The organism is Pseudomonas sp. Au-Pse12 (assembly GCF_021341665.1).
Lineage (GTDB): Bacteria > Pseudomonadota > Gammaproteobacteria > Pseudomonadales > Pseudomonadaceae > Aquipseudomonas.
On the sequence record NZ_JAJTTH010000001.1, the window covers coordinates 928,733 to 944,946 of the forward strand.

14 protein-coding genes are annotated in these 16,214 nt (G+C 65.1%); 5 read left to right on the top strand and 9 right to left on the bottom strand.

The annotated features are described in order from the left end of the window. Positions 1-53: 53 nt before the first annotated feature. From LXM55_RS03985 to LXM55_RS04000, 4 genes are all read right to left on the bottom strand, one after another. On the bottom strand, positions 54-3,146 hold the full coding sequence (locus LXM55_RS03985; RefSeq protein WP_233318782.1) for an MdtB/MuxB family multidrug efflux RND transporter permease subunit: 3,093 nt from the start codon (positions 3,144-3,146) through the stop codon (positions 54-56). Continuing rightward, positions 3,143-4,465, bottom strand: coding sequence for an MdtA/MuxA family multidrug efflux RND transporter periplasmic adaptor subunit (locus LXM55_RS03990; RefSeq protein ID WP_233318784.1), 1,323 nt, complete (start codon positions 4,463-4,465; stop codon positions 3,143-3,145). The genes LXM55_RS03985 and LXM55_RS03990 overlap by 4 nt, the downstream gene beginning before the upstream one ends. 178 nt (positions 4,466-4,643) lie before the next feature. Continuing rightward, positions 4,644-5,144 (bottom strand): thiol peroxidase, encoded by a 501-nt coding sequence (gene tpx / locus LXM55_RS03995; RefSeq protein ID WP_016963124.1) that lies wholly within the window; start codon positions 5,142-5,144, stop codon positions 4,644-4,646. Between the two features lie 201 nt (positions 5,145-5,345). Continuing rightward, on the bottom strand, positions 5,346-5,789 hold the full coding sequence (locus LXM55_RS04000) for an SRPBCC family protein (protein WP_233318787.1): 444 nt from the start codon (positions 5,787-5,789) through the stop codon (positions 5,346-5,348). A gap of 357 nt (positions 5,790-6,146) precedes the next feature. Here LXM55_RS04000 and LXM55_RS04005 point away from each other — a divergent pair, with 357 nt between their 5' ends. Both LXM55_RS04005 and LXM55_RS04010 read left to right on the top strand, forming a co-directional pair. Continuing rightward, positions 6,147-7,769, top strand: a complete 1,623-nt coding sequence (locus LXM55_RS04005) for a J domain-containing protein (RefSeq protein ID WP_233318789.1) — start codon at positions 6,147-6,149, stop codon at positions 7,767-7,769. Continuing rightward, entirely contained in the window at positions 7,766-8,746 is a 981-nt protein-coding gene (locus LXM55_RS04010) for a DUF3829 domain-containing protein (protein ID WP_233318791.1), read from the top strand. Before LXM55_RS04005 ends, LXM55_RS04010 begins: the two co-directional genes overlap by 4 nt. A 42-nt stretch (positions 8,747-8,788) precedes the next feature. Here the strand turns inward: LXM55_RS04010 and LXM55_RS04015 are convergent, their stop codons facing one another. The 3 genes from LXM55_RS04015 to LXM55_RS04025 form a co-directional block, all read right to left on the bottom strand. Then, positions 8,789-9,460 carry a DUF3313 domain-containing protein gene (locus tag LXM55_RS04015; protein WP_233318793.1) on the bottom strand — a complete coding sequence of 224 codons (672 nt, stop codon included), beginning with the start codon at positions 9,458-9,460 and terminating at the stop codon, positions 8,789-8,791. A gap of 272 nt (positions 9,461-9,732) precedes the next feature. Then, a complete protein-coding gene (locus LXM55_RS04020; RefSeq protein WP_233318795.1) occupies positions 9,733-10,227 on the bottom strand; it encodes a DUF934 domain-containing protein in 495 nt (164 codons plus the stop codon). Next, positions 10,224-11,897, bottom strand: coding sequence for a nitrite/sulfite reductase (locus LXM55_RS04025; protein ID WP_233318796.1), 1,674 nt, complete (start codon positions 11,895-11,897; stop codon positions 10,224-10,226). Before LXM55_RS04025 ends, LXM55_RS04020 begins: the two co-directional genes overlap by 4 nt. A gap of 266 nt (positions 11,898-12,163) precedes the next feature. On the opposite strand from LXM55_RS04025, the gene ccoN reads away from it, so the two are divergent. After that, a complete protein-coding gene (gene ccoN / locus LXM55_RS04030) occupies positions 12,164-13,591 on the top strand; it encodes a cytochrome-c oxidase, cbb3-type subunit I (protein ID WP_233318799.1) in 1,428 nt (475 codons plus the stop codon). Between the two features lie 59 nt (positions 13,592-13,650). Beyond that, positions 13,651-13,869 (top strand): cbb3-type cytochrome c oxidase subunit 3, encoded by a 219-nt coding sequence (locus tag LXM55_RS04035; protein ID WP_233318801.1) that lies wholly within the window; start codon positions 13,651-13,653, stop codon positions 13,867-13,869. A 166-nt stretch (positions 13,870-14,035) separates the two neighbouring features. Here LXM55_RS04035 and LXM55_RS04040 read toward each other — a convergent pair whose 3' ends face one another. Then, on the bottom strand, positions 14,036-14,824 hold the full coding sequence (locus LXM55_RS04040; RefSeq protein ID WP_233318803.1) for a helix-turn-helix domain-containing protein: 789 nt from the start codon (positions 14,822-14,824) through the stop codon (positions 14,036-14,038). Positions 14,825-14,902: 78 nt separating this feature from the next. Between LXM55_RS04040 and LXM55_RS04045 the strand changes: the two genes are divergently transcribed. Further along, positions 14,903-15,628: an aspartate/glutamate racemase family protein gene (locus LXM55_RS04045; RefSeq protein ID WP_233318804.1), complete on the top strand. Its 726-nt coding sequence runs from the start codon at positions 14,903-14,905 to the stop codon at positions 15,626-15,628. A gap of 46 nt (positions 15,629-15,674) precedes the next feature. Here LXM55_RS04045 and LXM55_RS04050 read toward each other — a convergent pair whose 3' ends face one another. Further along, a complete protein-coding gene (locus LXM55_RS04050; protein ID WP_233318807.1) occupies positions 15,675-16,193 on the bottom strand; it encodes a GNAT family N-acetyltransferase in 519 nt (172 codons plus the stop codon). Between the last annotated feature and the right edge of the window lie 21 nt (positions 16,194-16,214).

Here is a 16,214-nt window from a genome sequence, read left to right on the forward strand (position 1 = left end):
CTGCTTTTGATCGAGCTTGCAGCTTGCGGCTTGCAGCTTGCCGCTGACGCCCCTCACACCACTTCTCCTACGGCGGGCTTGGCAAACCGGCGGCCCAAGCGGTCGAAGTACAAGTAGATAACGGGCGTCGTGAACAGGGTGAGGACCTGGCTCACCAGCAGGCCGCCGACCATCACCAGGCCCAGGGGCTGGCGCAACTCGGCGCCGGAGCCGGTGGCGAGCATCAGCGGCACGGCGCCGAACAGCGCCGCCAGGGTGGTCATCAGGATCGGCCGGAAACGCAACAGCGCCGCCTGGTAGATCGCCTGCTCCGGGGCCATGCCCTGGTGGCGTTCGGCGTCGAGGGCGAAGTCGATCATCATGATCGCGTTCTTCTTGACGATGCCGATCAGCAGGATGATGCCGATGATCGCGATCATGCCCAGGTCGTTGCCGCTGAGGATCAGCGCCAGCAAGGCGCCGACCGCCGCCGAAGGCAAGGTGGAAAGGATGGTGATCGGGTGGATGTAGCTCTCGTAGAGCACGCCGAGCACGATGTACATGGTCACCACCGCCGCCAGGATCAGCAGCAAGGTACTCGACAGCGAGGCCTGGAAGGCTTCGGCCGCGCCCTGGAAGCGGGTCTGCACCCCCACCGGCATGCCGATCTCCTGCTGCACCTGCTCGATCACCTGCACCGCTTCGCCCAGGGCCACGCCGGGCGCCAGGTTGAAGGACATCATCACCGCCGGGAACTGGCCGATATGGGCGATGGCCAACTGCGCCTGACGCTCCTCGACATGGGCCAGGCTCGACAGCCGCACCTGCCCGCCGTCGGTGGTCTTGACGTGGATCTGCTCCAGCGCCTGAGGCCCGATGCGCTCACCGGCCTGGGCCTGGAGCACCACCCGGTACTGGCTGGCCTGGGTATAGATGGTGGAAATCTGCCGCTGGCCGAAGGCGTCGTACAGGGCGTCGGTGATGTTCGACACCGAAACCCCGACCCGGGACGCGGCGTCGCGGTCGATCACCAGGTACACCTGCAAGCCCTTGTCCTGCAGGTCGCTGGCCACGTCGGTGAGCTGCGGGCGCTGGGCCAGGGCTTCCACCAGGCGGTTGCTCCACAGGCTCAGCAGCTCGGCATTCGGCGACGACAGGCTGAACTGGTACTGGGTACGGCTGACCCGGTCTTCGATGGTCAGGTCCTGCACCGGCTGCATGAACAGGCGGATGCCCAGCAGCTTGTCGACCTCGGGCTGGATCCGCGCGATCACCTGGGCCGCGCTCAGGTCACGCTCGCCGTGGGGCTTGAGGTTGATCAGCAGGCGGCCGCTGTTGAGGGTGGCGTTGTCGCCGTCGACACCGATGTAGGACGACAGGCTTTGCACCGCCGGGTCCTGCAGGATGATCTTCGCCAGGTCCTGCTGGCGCTGGCTCATGGCGGCGAAGGACACCGACTGCGGCGCCTCGGAAATGCCCTGGATGACCCCAGTGTCCTGCACCGGGAAGAAGCCCTTGGGCACCACCATGTAGAGGAACACGGTCAGGCCCAGGGTGCCGACGGCCACCATCAGGGTCAGGAACTGGTGCTTGAGCACCCACTGCAACTTGCGCCCGTAGCTTTCGATCAGCCAGTCGATCCAGGCCCCGCTGGCACGATAGAAGCGCCCCTGCTGTTCCGGCTTGGGCTCGGGCTTGAGCAGCCGGGCACACATCATCGGGGTCAGGGTCAGGGACACCACCAGGGAAATCAGTATCGCCACCGCCAGGGTGATGGCGAACTCGCGAAACAGCCGCCCGACCACATCGGCCATGAACAGCAGCGGGATCAGCACCGCGATCAGCGACAGGGTCAGGGAAATCAGGGTGAAGCCGATCTGCTTGGCGCCCTTGAGCGCCGCCTGCAGCGGGCTGTCGCCCTCCTCGATGAAGCGCGAGATGTTCTCCAGCATGACGATGGCGTCGTCCACCACGAAACCGGTGGCGATGGTCAGGGCCATCAGGGTCAGGTTGTTCACCGAAAAACCGGCCAGGTACATCACGCCGAAGGTGCCGATCAGCGACAGAGGCACGGCAATCGACGGAATGATGGTGGCACTGGCGCGGCGCAGAAAGAGAAAGGTCACCATCACCACCAGGGCAATGGCGATCAACAGTTCGTGCTGCACATCCTTGACCGAAGCGCGGATGGTCTGGGTGCGGTCGGTGAGCACCGTGACGTCGAGGCCGGCCGGCAGGTTGTCGGTGATGCTCGGCAGCAGCGCCTTGATCCGGTCCACCACCTCGATCACGTTGGCCCCGGGCTGGCGCTGGATATTCAGCAGCACCGCCTGGTTCTCGTTGGCCCAGGCCGCCAGGCGCTCGTTCTCGGCGCCGTCGACGATCTCGGCGACATCCTTCAGGCGCAGGGGCGCGCCATTCTTATAGGCCAGGATCAGCTCGGCGTAGTCCTTGGGCGAGGTCAGCTGGTCGTTGGCATCGAGCATCGAGACCCGGGTCGGGCCGTCGAAGTTGCCCTTGGGCTGGTTGACGTTGGACGCGCCGATCAGGGCGCGCACGTCCGCCAGGTTCAGGCCGTTGGCCGCCAGGGCCTCGGGGTTGACCTTGATCCGCACCGCCTGGCGCTGGCCGCCGGCAATGCTGACCATGCCGACGCCGCTGATCTGGGCGATCTTCTGCGCCATGCGCGTGTCCACCAGGTCATTGAGCTTGGGCAGCAACATGGTCTTGGAGGTGATGGCCAGGGTCAGCACCGGGGTGTCCGCCGGGTTGACCTTGTTGTACACCGGCGGCGCCGGCAGGTCCTTGGGTAACAGGTTGGTGGCGGCGTTGATCGCCGCCTGCACCTGCTGCTCGGCCACGTCCATATTGATGTCGAGGCTGAAGCGCAGGGTCAGCACCGAGGCGCCGCCGGAGCTGGTGGACGCCATCTGGGTCAGGCCCGGCATCTGCCCGAACTGGCGCTCCAGGGGCGCGGTGACCGCGCTGGTCATCACGTCCGGGCTGGCCCCGGGGTACAGGGTCATGACCCGGATGGTCGGGTAGTCCACCTGGGGCAAGGCCGACACCGGCAACAGGCGATAGGCAATCAGGCCGGCCAGGACAATGGCCAGCATGCTCAGGGTGGTGGCTACCGGACGGAGGATGAACAGCCGCGAGAAATTCATGCGCCGACCTTTTGCGCCTTGCCATCAGCCGGCTTGCCATCCGCGGCCGGCGCACCGGCGGGCTTGCCCTGCAAGTGTTCGGTCGGGGTGACGGGCACGGCCGAGCTGTCGTTGACCACTTCCACCTCGCTGCCGTCCTTGAGGCGGTCGGTGCCCTCCATCACGACGCGGTCGCCGGCCTGCAGGCCGTCCTGGATCACCGTCGACTCGCCGTTGCTGTCGCCCACCTTGAGCGAACGGATCTTCACCTTGTTGTCGCCATCCAGGGCGTAGACGAAGGTGCCGTTGGTGCCGAACTGGATCGCCGCCGAAGGCGCCAGCACCACGTTCTTCAGGGTGTCGGCCAGCAGCCGCACATTGACGAACTGGTTGGGGAACAGGCCCTGGTCGAGGTTATCGAAGCGCGCCTTGAATTTCAGGGTGCCGGTGGTGGTGTCGATCTGGTTGTCCAGGCTTTGCAGCACGCCGCTGGCCTGCAGCTTGACGTCGCCGCGGTCCCAGGCTTCCACCGGCAGCTTGGCGCCGCTGTGGTAACGCTTGAGCACGGTGTCCAGGCTGTTTTCCGGCAGGGTGAAGGCCACGCTGATCGGCTGGGTCTGGGTGATGATCACCAGCGCCGTGGTGTCATTGGCCGACACCAGGTTGCCCACATCCAGCTGGCGCAGGCCCACGCGCCCGGCGATCGGTGCGCGGATATTGGTGAATTCGAGGTTGAGCTTGGCGTCGTTGACCGCCGCCTGATTGGTCTTGACCGTGCCCTGGTACTGGCCCACCAGCGCCGCGGCGGTGTCCAGGGTCTGCTTGGCGATGCTGTCCTGGGCATACAGGCCGCGGTAGCGCTCAAGGTCGACCTGGGCGTTCTTCAGTTGGGCCTGGTTCTGCAGCAAGGTGCCTTCGGCCTGGAGCAAGGCGTTCTGGTAGGGACGCGGATCGATCTGCGCCAGCAGGTCGCCGGCCTTGACCCGCTGCCCTTCCTCGAAGTTGATCTTGACCAGCTCCCCCGCCACCCGGCTGCGCACATTGATGGTGTTCAGCGCGGTGACCGTGCCCAGGGCCTTGAAGTACACCGCGAAATCGCCCTGGGTCACCGGCGCCACGCGCACCGGGATCGGCCCGCTGGCACCGCCGAAACCGGGGCGCATGCTGCCGCTGCGCCCGGTATGCCCGGCCGCGGCCTTCGCCTGGGCGCCCTCCTTGGGGGCGTTGCCGGCGGGCCAGAACTTCCAGCACAGGCCGGCGACCAGCAGCAGGACAAACAGGCCGAACGGCCAGCGACGAGAGTGGCGGGGAGCAGAGGATTGCATGGAGTGATCAACCATTGGGCGCGTGGGAGTCTTCTTTGAGGAAGGCTGAAAGATAAGCACTAGAGCGGTTTTAGCAAAGCGCCTTTACCGGCAATTTACCTTTGACTGACGTTTTAAGGTGCGGCGCTAAGCCACTGAAGCACAAATAAAAACGGCCTGGACAGAGCCAGGCCGTGAATAATTGTAAAACCTGTTACTTGAGCACAGCCAGGGCCGCGTCGTAGTTCGGCTCCTCGGCGATTTCCTTGACCAGCTCGCTGTGCAGCACGGTGTCGTTTTCATCCAGCACCACCACGGCGCGGGCGGTCAGGCCGGCCAGCGGGCCGTCGGCGATGGCCACGCCGTAGTTCTCGATGAACTCGCGGCCGCGCAAGGTCGACAGGTTCTGCACGTTTTCCAGGCCTTCAGCACCGCAGAAGCGCGCCTGGGCGAACGGCAGGTCGGCGGAGATGCACAGCACCACGGTGTTGGCCAGCTCGTTGGCCTGGGCGTTGAACTTGCGCACCGACGTGGCGCAGGTCGGGGTGTCGACGCTTGGGAAGATGTTCAGCACCTTGCGCTTGCCGGCGAGGCTGCTCAGGGAAACGTCGGCCAGGCCGGCGCCCACCAGGGTGAACGCAGGGGCTTTGGAACCGACTTGCGGCAGTTGGCCATTAACTTGGACCGGGTTGCCTTTGAGAGTGACTTGAGCCATGAACGGAGTCCTTATTGAACAGTGATGATGAAACAGCAATGTGAAATTCTTGAGAGGCCGAAGTTAAGCATGAAACGGCGCGAGCACCTATTGCCCCACGGATAAATTGTCCAACAACCACGGCCCATGGCAGGAGCGGGCTGGCCAGCGAAGGCGGTTTCGAAGCGTGCATCCGGCTCGCGGGTCTCTTCGCCGGCAAGATCACCCCAGCAAGCGCAACATGTTGCGATGCCGGGCATCGAAAATCCGCGCCATGTAGGCGTTGACCATCAACCACTCCAAAGGTGCGCCGCCAATGGCCCGATACGTCACACGGTCGGTGTACAGGGTGCCCCCTTCGGCGGCCTCGACCCGGTGTTCATGACGAAAGGCACGCAGTGGCCCCTTGAGCATCTCGTCGACAAAATGCCGATCGCTGACCTCACGTATAACCACCGTCCATTTCGCCGGTATGACACCGAACATCCAGTGCAAGAAGCTGAACTGGCGCCCGACGCTGATGCGCAGGTCATTGATGTCGAGGCCTCCCAGGGGTGTCACGCGTTCGGGAAATATCTTCGGAAAGTTGGCCCCTTCGAGACAGAAATCCAGCACCTGGGCCGGGCTGCGGCCCGGCAGAAAAGTCGTGCGCTCAACGACAGGCATACCTGAAAGCTCCATTTTTAATCAGTCATATCTTTATGATTAACATCACATACCGATCACAAGATATTGTTTTTATTGAGTTTTTATCAATCAATAAACAACATTAACTAATCCATTCAATTTACAAGGAAATAATCACAAATCACTTTAAGCAAAGGTCTCGCCCCACAGCCATTTTCGCCGCCTCCATTGCCACCGTCCCCAGCCGCCACGCCGCTGCCGACTATAGCGCTGTCACCCCGCCAGGCGTTCTTGCCCTGGCACTTTTCAATAGACGGATTCAAGCCGGGGACTTTTATTCGCGAAACCGGTAGGGTGCGCAATTTCATCCGGCCTTGCCTGGAGTTCTACCCCCTAATGAGTTGCTGGACCCTGCTCGGCCTGCCGGCCACCGCTGACACCCGAACCATCAAGCGCCACTACGCCAGGCTGCTGAAGCAGACTCGCCCGGATGAAGATCCGCAGGGTTTCCAGCGTTTGCGCGAGGCCTATGAAGTGGCCTTGGCCCATAAGGAGTGGGAGCAACAGCACGAGCCTGCGCAACCCGTCGCCAGCCAGGCCCCGAGCGACAGCGAGCCGCAGGCGCTGTCGGCGCTGCAGCGGGTCGCCGTCCTGCTCAAGGAACTGCACGTCGACCAGCTCGACCTGCGCTATCAGCAAGCCCAGGAGCAGGCGTGCGCCTACGAGTTCGAGCTGGCCCTGCTGCGCTATTGCGTCGAGCGCCCGGCGCAGGCTGGCGCAGTGCTGCACTGGGGATTCGAGCATCTGCACTGGATGAGCGCCTGGCAGCGCCTGGACCTGCCGGAATACCTGGTGCTGGAACTGCAGCAGCAGCTGTATCAACAGGTTCAGGCACCGCTGGTCGCGGCACTGCAGGCCCGGGATGAAACAGCGTTCCTGCAGGCCTACGCCCAGCGCTCGGCGCACCCCTGGCTGCTGCACCTGCAACATCGCCAATGGTTCAACCATTGGCTGGCGCAATTGCTGGCGGACAGCCCCTATTGGTCGGTGGCGATCTTCCAGGCGCTGTGCGCCGGCCAGGGCTGGCGATCCGCCGCCGACAACAACTGCCCGGAGGTGTTTTGGCCGCGCCTGCTCAAACGCCATCAGGCCCCGCTGTTCCTCGCCCGCCAGCGACAGTTGGCGAGCGAGCCACCCAGCACCCCGGAACACCGCGCCGCGCGCTTGTTGCTGGCGCCCCTGAGCTTCGGCCAGCGCCGTGCCTGGGCCCGGCACCTGGGCAGCCCGGACTGGCAGGCGTGCCACAAGCTGGCGGCGAGCCTGGCCGCGGACTACCCGGGCGTCGCCGCCGAGATGCCGGCCAGCAACCCGTATTTCTGGCGTGACTGGGAGCACGCCATCAACAGTTGGCCGATGCTTCTGGGCGTGCTCCTGGCGTGCCTGGTCGGCGCCGCGGGCCAGTACGGCGGGCCAGACAACAGCCCCTGGGAGGTTGTCGGGGTGGCACTGGTCTGGTCCTTGTGCTTCTGCGCCGCGGGTGAAGGGCTGCAACGGCTCTGGCGGCCCCTGAGCCAGCGCCTGTGGCAATGGGACGAACGCCTCAGCCGGCGCCTGCCGTGGCGCCAGGCGCCCTATCACTCCATGCAGCTGATCCGCGACCTGTTGCCCGCGGCGCTGCTCGGCGGCCTGCTGGGCGGGGTGATCCACCCGCTGGCCACGGTCACTTATCTGGCAACCCTGCTGCTGGTCGCCCTGGGCCGCCAACGCCGGATCGACCCGCTGAGCGCCTGGCAGCGCATCAACCCCTGGCCTCGCCGCCTGCTGCTGGGCACGGCGCTGATACTGCTGGTGGGCGCACTCGCCACCTTCAAATGGTTCGACGAGCGCCACACAGCCGGGCGCTACCAGGGCCTGCAGCCCTGGACCGAGCGCCTGTGCGCGCGCATGCCGGCCGATGTCGCCGAGTGCGCGGCCCCCGCCACCGAGGAACAGTGGTACCCCAAGGAGCCCCGACCATGAGCCAGCGTCCCTTGCTGATTTTTGGTTGCGCGCTGATTTTCGGCCTGTTTGCACTGCTCGGCGCCGGCGCCCCGATTGCCCGCTTCGAACTCTGGCTGGCGGGCCTGGACAGCCGCGCCAGTGCCGAGGCCTCGGCCCGCGCGCCGCTGATCGACTGCGTCAACCAGTACGATGTGCCGTGGCGCCTGGGCTACTACACCTACGGCACTCAATCGGCCTGGCGCCTGGCGTTCGCCGACCTGCTGAACAACGCCAGGGATTTTGCCGACAGCGCGAAAACCGACATGGACACCCTGCCCAGCCGAGAATGCGAACCGCGCATGCTCTATCGCCTGCGCCATCTGCAACCCGATGCCCCGCTGATCGGCCTCGCCGAACGCTACATCGACGCCCTGCATCAGGCCAACCTTGCCCGCCACGCCCACTCCAGCGCGGTGCCCGGCGCCTACATGCCGGCCGAGGAAGACCCGGCCACCGTGGCCTTGCTCAAGCCCAGGTTCGACCGCTACCTGCAAGCCTCCGCCGACCTGCGCAGTGCCCTGGCCAGCGCGGACATCGACGCCCGACGCGAGCAACAGCGGCTGCTTGAGCAGCGCCTGGGCCAGGACAGCCACTGGCATTTGCTGGGCTACATGATCCAGGCACGGCTCACGGTCGAGCAGCTCAGCCAGGGCGTACGCGAAAAAACCCTGACCCCGGAGCAACTGGCCCAGGCCAGCCACGAGCTGCAGCAGGCCTGGGATGCCGGGCAACCCTGGCGCAACCGGCCACAGAACGGTCGCAGCCAGCCGGCCTATTACCTGTGGGGGCAGATCGCGCGGCCGGCGCAGCGCTACCAGCAGGCCCTGCAGGGCTTGCATCAGGACTGGCAGGAACGAGCCGCGCCGGAGCGCCTGAGCGAGGATTATCACGCCGTGGTGCGGGCCTACGACTCGCTGCTCAGCTACTACAACAAGCAGGCCCAAGTGGATTACTGAAAGCGGCGGCAACCCCATGGAGCGCCGCCGGATCAACAGCAGCTAGCGCGCCTTGAGCTTGGCGAACGACTGATGAAAGTCCGCGGCCCAGCCGTCGATGACGTTTTTCACGTCCTCGGCCTTCATCACCTGGCTGTCATTCTCCAGGGGCTTGCCGGTGCCCTTGCGCACCACCTGGGCAATCACCTTGCCGTTGCTGCCATCGAGAAACACCGCCTCGGTGCCGAGGGTGGTCTGCTGATCCCGGATCCCGGTGGCGGTGCTCACCGCCGCCGCCACCAGGGCCACGGGAATCACTTCATAAGGTTTCAGGCCTTCTGTCTTGCTGCTGACCGCGGTGATGGCCGCGCGTACGACCACCACGCCTGGGCCGGGGCCCTGAGCCAGAGGCAGGCTGCGGGCCGCCTCGCGCCTGAGGGCCTGGTCGTAGTACTGGTTGATCGCGTTGAGGGTGCTCTGGGGAATCTTCGCCGTGGCTTGGGGCTGAGGGTAGAACTGGGTGGGTTCGATATAGATCGCCCGGTACCGGCTGACCTCCAGCTTGGGATCGACCCAGCGCATCACCTCCACCCCGGAGGGCGACTTGGCCTCCTTGAGGCGGCTGTAGTCCTGGAGAAACCCGGAATACTCGTCGGGCTGAGTCAGGTTGCTGGAGCAGCCGACCAGTGCCAGGGAGGCCAGGCACGCCGTGCCAATCATCAGTGCAAGCTTCATGGGTAACTCCTGTAGGTGAAGCAGCCAGGAACTGGCCAGGGGGAGTTAATGGTATAGCCAAAGGAAGATCGCCGGGTGGGTGTTTTTTCAGGGCCGCAACGCCCGTGAGACCTGTCGCATCGTCGATCTTTCGCCGCCGTCGCCAACGCCCCCCCCAAAAAAACTGCCCCAGGATTACTGCAGGAGCTGGCTTGCCAGCGAAGGCGATCCTCAGGCCGGTGCAAGGTTCGAGGCCCCCTTCGCCGGCAAAGCCGGCTCCTGCCACGGGGCGGTCAGCGGCGGCGGAACAATGGGCGCGGTTCGATCACCGAGCGGCCATAGAGCACGCTCATGCCCGCCAGGCCCTTGAGGGCATCCAGCGCGCATTTGTCTTCGCGCACGGCAAAGCTGTCGAAGCCACATTGGCGCATGTGGCTGAGCTGGTCGCGCAGCACATCGCCGATGGCGCGCAACTCACCCATCCAGCCCAGCCGAGTGCGCAGCAGGTACGCCTGGCTGTAACCCCGGCCATCACGAAAGCTCGGGAAGTCCACGGCGATCAGCGGGATCAGCTTGAGCCAGGGCTTGAGGCTTTCCACTTCGTCGTCCGGGCCGATCCACACGCCATCCCGGGCCGGGTGATGCTCGATGCGGCGAATCAGCCACAGGGCCAGCGGCAGGATCAGCGGCCCCTCGGGCAGCGCCGCGTCGACTTCGCGCACCAGGCTCCAGGCATCGTCCTCCACCAACCGGGCTTCACCTTCATGCAAACGCAGCAGGTTGTTCATGTCAGCGCCTCCACAGCCTTGGGATAGACCCGCTCCTTGAACGGCTCCAGGCCGATGCGCTGCAAGGTCTCGACAAAGGCTTCGTCGCTTTCGCGGTAGCGCACGAAGGTGGCGATGATGCGCTCGATCACCTCGGGAATTTCCTCGGCGCTGAAGGACGGGCCAATCACCTTGCCCAGCGCGCTGTCACGGCCCTTGGCGCCGCCCAGGGTGACCTGGAACCACTCGCTGCCGTTCTTGTCGACGCCGAGGATGCCGATGTTGCCGATGTGGTGGTGACCGCAGGCATTCATGCAGCCGGAGATGTTCAGGCTGATGTCCCCCAGGTCGTGGAGGTAGTCCAGGTCGTCGAAACGCTGCTGGATGGCCAGGGTAATCGGCAGCGAGCGGGCGTTGGCCAGGGCGCAGAAATCGCCGCCCGGGCAGGCGATGATATCGGTCAACAGGCCGACGTTGGCGGTGCCCAGGCCGTGCTCGCAGGCCCGCTGCCAGAGTTCGAACAGCTGCGACTTGGGCACGTCCGGCAGGACGATGTTCTGCTCATGGGCAATGCGGATCTCACCGAAGCCGTAGTCCTCGGACCAATCGGCCACCGCCTCCATCTGCTGGCCGGTGACGTCACCGGGGGGCGATGCCGGGCCCGGCTTGGTCGACAGCACCACGCAGGTGTAGCCCGGCACCTTGTGCGGATGCACGTTGCGCGCCACCCAGCGGGCGAAAGCCGGAGACTCGGCCAGGCGGCTGCCGTACTCCAGGTCGGTGTCCGCCAGGCGCTCGTAGATCGGCGGCACAAAGGCGCTGGCCACCCGTTGGTATTCGTCGTCGGTGAGCTGCGCCGGGCCGTCCTTGAGGTGCTGCCACTCCTCCTCCACTTCCTGGGCGAAGGCCTCGATGCCCAGGGCCTTGACCAGGATCTTGATCCGCGCCTTGTACTTGTTGTCGCGCCGGCCGTAGCGGTTGTAGACCCGCAGCACCGCCTCGACATAGGACAGCAGGTGCTGCCAGGGCAAGCCATCGCGGATCTGCAGGCCAAGGATCGGCGTACGCCCCAGGCCGCCACCGACGATCACCCGCAGCAGCATCTCGCCACTGCGGGCGCGGTACAGGTACAGACCGATGTCGTGCATCATGATCGCCGCGCGGTCCTGCTTGGCCGAGCAGATGGCGATCTTGAACTTGCGCGGCAGGAACAGGAATTCCGGGTTGATGGTGGACCACTGCCGGAGGATCTCCGCCAGCGGGCGCGGGTCCAGGTATTCATCGGCGGCGACCCCGGCGAAGGCCTCGGTGGTGATGTTGCGCACACAGTTGCCGGAGGTCTGGATGGCGTGCATCTCGACCTCGGCCAGGCGCTGCAGGATGTCCGGCACCTGGGCCAGTTCGATCCAGTTGAACTGCAGGTTCTGCCGGGTGGTGAAGTGGCCGTAGCCGCGATCGAAGTCCCGGGCAATGCTGGCCAGGGTGCGCATCTGCCGCGCACTCAGGGTGCCGTAGGGAATCGCCACCCGCAGCATGTAGGCGTGCTTCTGCATATACAGGCCGTTCTGCAGGCGCAGGGGCAGGAATTCTTCTTCGCTCAGTTGGCCGCCCATGAAGCGCTCGACCTGATCGCGAAACTGCGCTACCCGCTCAAAGACCAGGGCCCGGTCATAGTCGTCGTACTGATACATATCCCTACCTCATCGAAGCTGATCGTGCTCTAACGGCGCGTGTGGTGAGGGGGCGACTATGCGCGTACGGCGCAGAACGTTACAGATTCAGGTAAAAACTAAAAAACCATATCAGCCAACGCTTTGGCGCCGTGGACATGAGGAAAATCTGATCCGTATTAATGCAGTTTTTCTGAGCCTGTTTTGTTTCCCCGCTGATTCCTACAGTGCACCCCGTGCCAGACCGGGTGGCCTGGCAAGACTTTGCAACCGTGGAAGCATTGACCATGAACTCAGCAACAATCGGACAGGCTTACAACTACAAGGTGGTTCGCCAATTCGTCGTCGCAACCGTGGTATGGGGCGTGATCGGCATGGCCATGGGGGTGTGGATCGCCTCGCAACTGGTGTGGCCTGAGATGAACCTCGACCTGCCCTGGAGCACCTTCGGCCGCCTGCGGCCGCTGCACACCAGCCTGGTGATCTTCGGTTTCGCCGGCAGCGCCCAGTTCGCCGCCAGCTACTACGCGGTACAGCGCACCTGCCAGGTACGGCTGTACTCCGACACCCTGGCCGCCTTCACCTTCTGGGGTTGGCAATCGGTGATCGTGATCATGCTGATCACCCTGCCCCTGGGCTACACCACCACCAAGGAATACGCCGAGATCGAATTCGCCGGCGCGGTGTGGATGGCGGTGGTCTGGGTGGCCTACGCGATTGTCTTCTTCACCACCGTGGTGCGGCGCAAGAGCCAACACATCTATGTCGGCAACTGGTTCTTCGGCGCCTTCATCCTGGTGATCGCCATGCTCCACGTGGTCAATCACCTGTCGATCCCGGTGGACTGGTTCAAGTCGTACCCGGTGTATTCCGGGGCCACCGACGCCATGGTCCAGTGGTGGTACGGCCACAACGCCGTAGGCTTTTTCCTCACCACCGGCTTTCTCGGGATGATGTACTACTTCGTGCCCAAGCAAGTCGGACGCCCGGTGTACTCCTATCGCCTGTCCATCGTGCACTTCTGGGCGCTGATCACCCTGTACATCTGGGCCGGCCCGCACCACTTGCACTACACCGCCCTGCCGGACTGGGCGCAGTCGCTGGGCATGGCCATGTCGCTGATCCTCCTGGCCCCGAGCTGGGGCGGCATGATCAACGGCATGATGACCCTCTCGGGCGCCTGGCATAAGTTGCGCACCGACCCGATCCTGCGGTTCCTGGTGCTGTCCCTGGCGTTCTACGGCATGTCGACCTTCGAAGGCCCGATGATGGCGATCAAGACCGTCAACGCCCTGTCCCACTACACCGACTGGACCATCGGCCACGTGCACGCCGGGGCCCTGGGCTGGGTGGCAATGATCACCTTCGGCGCGATCTACCACATGGTGCCCAAGGTCTTTGGCCGCGAGCAGATGTACAGCGTGCCGCTGATCAACCTGCACTTCTGGCTCGCCACCATCGGCACCGTGCTGTACATCGCCTCGATGTGGGTCAACGGCATCACCCAGGGCCTGATGTGGCGCGCGGTGAACGAAGACGGCACCCTCACCTACTCCTTCGTCGAGGCCCTGGTGGCCAGCCATCCGGGGTTCGTGGTGCGTTTCGCCGGCGGCGTGTTCTTCCTCAGCGGCATGCTGCTGATGGCCTACAACACCTGGCGCACCGTGCGCGTGGCCGATGAAAAACTGGCCCTGAACGACGCGCAGATCGCCTGACCCGAGCCTTGCCCGCCGGTCCCAGTGACCGGCGTTTTTTTTCAGGGAGCCGATGGCCGATGGATATTCTGTTCAACCTGCTGGGGGTGGCGTTTCTCTACCTCTGCATCGAGTACTGCCTGCGCCACCAGAGCGCCAAGAGCCTGGACGACGCCAGCCTGATCCCCTTCGCCGACGACCCCGACGTCGCGCGCCGGGTGGAACTGGCCACGGGCAAGAAGGTCAACGCCGTGGCGCCGGAGGAAACCAAGCCGGGCTGGATCAACCTGGACATGTAACCCGTCCCACACCCAGCCCCTCCCGCAGGGGCCGGCTTGCCGGCGAAGCGGCACGTAAGACTTGCGCCATTGCCAAGCGCCAGAAGCCTCGCCTACCAGGGATACGCTGCCCAGCGGCGCTGATCGTACGGGCGCCAGGCTCCGGCGGCGGGTGGGCAGGCGCTGGCTACAGGGCGGAATCCGCGGCGCGCCTGGCAAAGCGCAGCCGGTACTGACGCGGGGTCAGGCCCGTGGCCTTGCGCAAGGCGCTGCCCAAGTGCGACTGGTGGGCAAAACCACAGTCCTGGGCAATCGCCGCCAAGGGCAGGTCCGTGCGCTCCAGCTGGCGCCGGGCGGCTTGCACCCGCACCTCGGTGAGCCAGGCATGGGGCGTGATCCCCACCGCACGGCGAAAATCCCGCAACAGGCGCAGTTCGTTGTGCCCGTAGGTCAGCGCCAGTTGCGCCAGGGACAGCGGCAGCGCGTACTCATCGGCCATCCGTTGCAACACCGGCCCCAGGTCTGCCGTAGAGCACGGTGTGGCGCGCTCGCCTTGAACCAGGCCGAGAAACCCCAGCGCGCAGTGCTCCAGGGCCAGTTCGTCGCAGTCTTGCGCCAGCAGCAGGCGCCGGGCCTCGCGCCCCAGGGCCAGGGCGCCGGCATGCCCCGGGCGTTGCCGGCGCTGCTGGCCGGCAATCAGCGGCGCCGCGCCCTGCCAGCGCAACAACAGGTACTCGCCGCCCAGGGCGGATTCGGAAAACACTTCGATGCCGGCGGGTGTCAGGGCCAGGGTCCCGGGCCAAGTATCGAAATCCTCGCGCCGGTCGGAATCGATGGCATGCACCCCGCGCTGGCGCTCCAGGGTCACCCCCAGGGTCTGCCACTGCACCGGATCACGGGCGCTGTAGGCGGCGGCCGGCAACAGTTGCAGCTGCAGTCGCCCCTCCAGCAGACGATGTTCGAGAACCTCGGGCATGTGAAATTTCCTGATAGATCGCAAGCTTTAGCGAGACCACACTGCGGCTCACTCACCCACACCACAGAGGAGTTGCCCATGCGCACCATCGGCCTGATTGGCGGCATGAGCTGGGAGTCCAGCGCCGAATACTATCGCCTGATCAATCAGCAGGTTCGTGACCGGCTGGGGCCGCTGCGTTCCGCGCGGCTGCTAATGTACAGCGTCGACTTCGGGCCTGTCGAACAGGCCCAGCATGCCGGACGCTGGGACCAGGCGGCCGCCATCCTGGTGGACGCGGCCCTGCGCCTGCAGGACGGCGGCGCCGAGTGCGTGGTGCTCTGTACCAACACCATGCACAAGGTGGCGCAGCAGATTCAGGCGGCCATCAGCGTGCCCTTTCTGCACATCGCCGACCCCACCGCGCAAGCGGCAGTGGACGCCGGCACCCTGCACGTCGGCCTCTTGGGCACCGGCTTCACCATGGAAGAAACCTTCCTGAAGGAGCGCCTGGCACAACGCGGGCTCAGCGTGCTGGTGCCTGATGAACAGCAGCGCCAGGCAGTGCACCGGATCATCTACCAGGAGCTGTGCGTGGGCGTCATCAGCGAGGCTTCGCGTCGGGTGTACCAGCAAGTGATCGACACGCTCCAGGCCCGGGGCGCCCAGGCGATCATCCTCGGCTGCACGGAAATCGGCCTGCTGCTCAAACCCGAGCACAGCCCCCTGCCCCTGCTCGACACCACCGAGCTGCATGCCCGGGCGGCGGTGGCCTTTGCCCTCGCGGACGACAGCCCCCACTCCGGATCGGCACCGGCCCTGTAGCCGCTGTCGAGCCAAGGCGAGGCTGCGGCTACAAGGAAGCGCGGGTTCAGGCGCAGCGGCGCAGCCGTGCCATGCTCAGCACGTCAACGAATTGCCCGCCACGGATGGCGTAGTCGCGCAGTCGGCCTTCGGTTTCGAAGCCGAATTTCTGGTACAGCGCAATCGCGGCCTGGTTGTCGACATACACCGTCAGTTCGACCCGGCGCAGGTTCATCCAGTTGTCGGCAACCTCCAGCACCGCCGCCAGCAGACGGCTGCCGATGCCTTGGCCCTGCCAGCTCGGGGACACGCCCATGGCCACATCCGCACAATGGGCGCGGCGTACCCGTGCCACCTGGTTCAGGCTGCAATTGCCGATCACCAAACCCTGATGCAGAGCAACCAGAGCCACCCGCCCTTCGTTGTCCTGCCCCAGCACTACCCGCTTGCGCCACAGCTCGGGGGACTGGTAAGGCAGTTGCAGGGTCTGGGCAGCCACGCTGGGTTCGCTGTACAGCGCGGTAAGGCCATCGATATGGGCTTCGGTGCAGCGCTCGATGACGATGGAGGGTTGGGCGTTGGGCATGGCGACGTCGTCCTTGAAGTT

What these genes read in the sequence shown, in the direction of transcription:
- LXM55_RS04040 (WP_233318803.1), bottom strand. Translation starts at nt 14,824, where the DNA reads ATGCCCGAGGTTCTCGAACATCGTCTGCTGGAGGGGCGACTGCAGCTG.
- LXM55_RS04010 (WP_233318791.1), top strand. Translation starts at nt 7,766, where the DNA reads ATGAGCCAGCGTCCCTTGCTGATTTTTGGTTGCGCGCTGATTTTCGGC.
- ccoN (WP_233318799.1), top strand. Translation starts at nt 12,164, where the DNA reads ATGAACTCAGCAACAATCGGACAGGCTTACAACTACAAGGTGGTTCGC.
- LXM55_RS04035 (WP_233318801.1), top strand. Translation starts at nt 13,651, where the DNA reads ATGGATATTCTGTTCAACCTGCTGGGGGTGGCGTTTCTCTACCTCTGC.
- LXM55_RS04045 (WP_233318804.1), top strand. Translation starts at nt 14,903, where the DNA reads ATGCGCACCATCGGCCTGATTGGCGGCATGAGCTGGGAGTCCAGCGCC.
- LXM55_RS04020 (WP_233318795.1), bottom strand. Translation starts at nt 10,227, where the DNA reads ATGAACAACCTGCTGCGTTTGCATGAAGGTGAAGCCCGGTTGGTGGAG.
- LXM55_RS03985 (WP_233318782.1), bottom strand. Translation starts at nt 3,146, where the DNA reads ATGAATTTCTCGCGGCTGTTCATCCTCCGTCCGGTAGCCACCACCCTG.
- LXM55_RS04000 (WP_233318787.1), bottom strand. Translation starts at nt 5,789, where the DNA reads ATGCCTGTCGTTGAGCGCACGACTTTTCTGCCGGGCCGCAGCCCGGCC.
- LXM55_RS03990 (WP_233318784.1), bottom strand. Translation starts at nt 4,465, where the DNA reads ATGGTTGATCACTCCATGCAATCCTCTGCTCCCCGCCACTCTCGTCGC.
- LXM55_RS04005 (WP_233318789.1), top strand. Translation starts at nt 6,147, where the DNA reads ATGAGTTGCTGGACCCTGCTCGGCCTGCCGGCCACCGCTGACACCCGA.
- tpx (WP_016963124.1), bottom strand. Translation starts at nt 5,144, where the DNA reads ATGGCTCAAGTCACTCTCAAAGGCAACCCGGTCCAAGTTAATGGCCAA.
- LXM55_RS04050 (WP_233318807.1), bottom strand. Translation starts at nt 16,193, where the DNA reads ATGCCCAACGCCCAACCCTCCATCGTCATCGAGCGCTGCACCGAAGCC.
- LXM55_RS04025 (WP_233318796.1), bottom strand. Translation starts at nt 11,897, where the DNA reads ATGTATCAGTACGACGACTATGACCGGGCCCTGGTCTTTGAGCGGGTA.
- LXM55_RS04015 (WP_233318793.1), bottom strand. Translation starts at nt 9,460, where the DNA reads ATGAAGCTTGCACTGATGATTGGCACGGCGTGCCTGGCCTCCCTGGCA.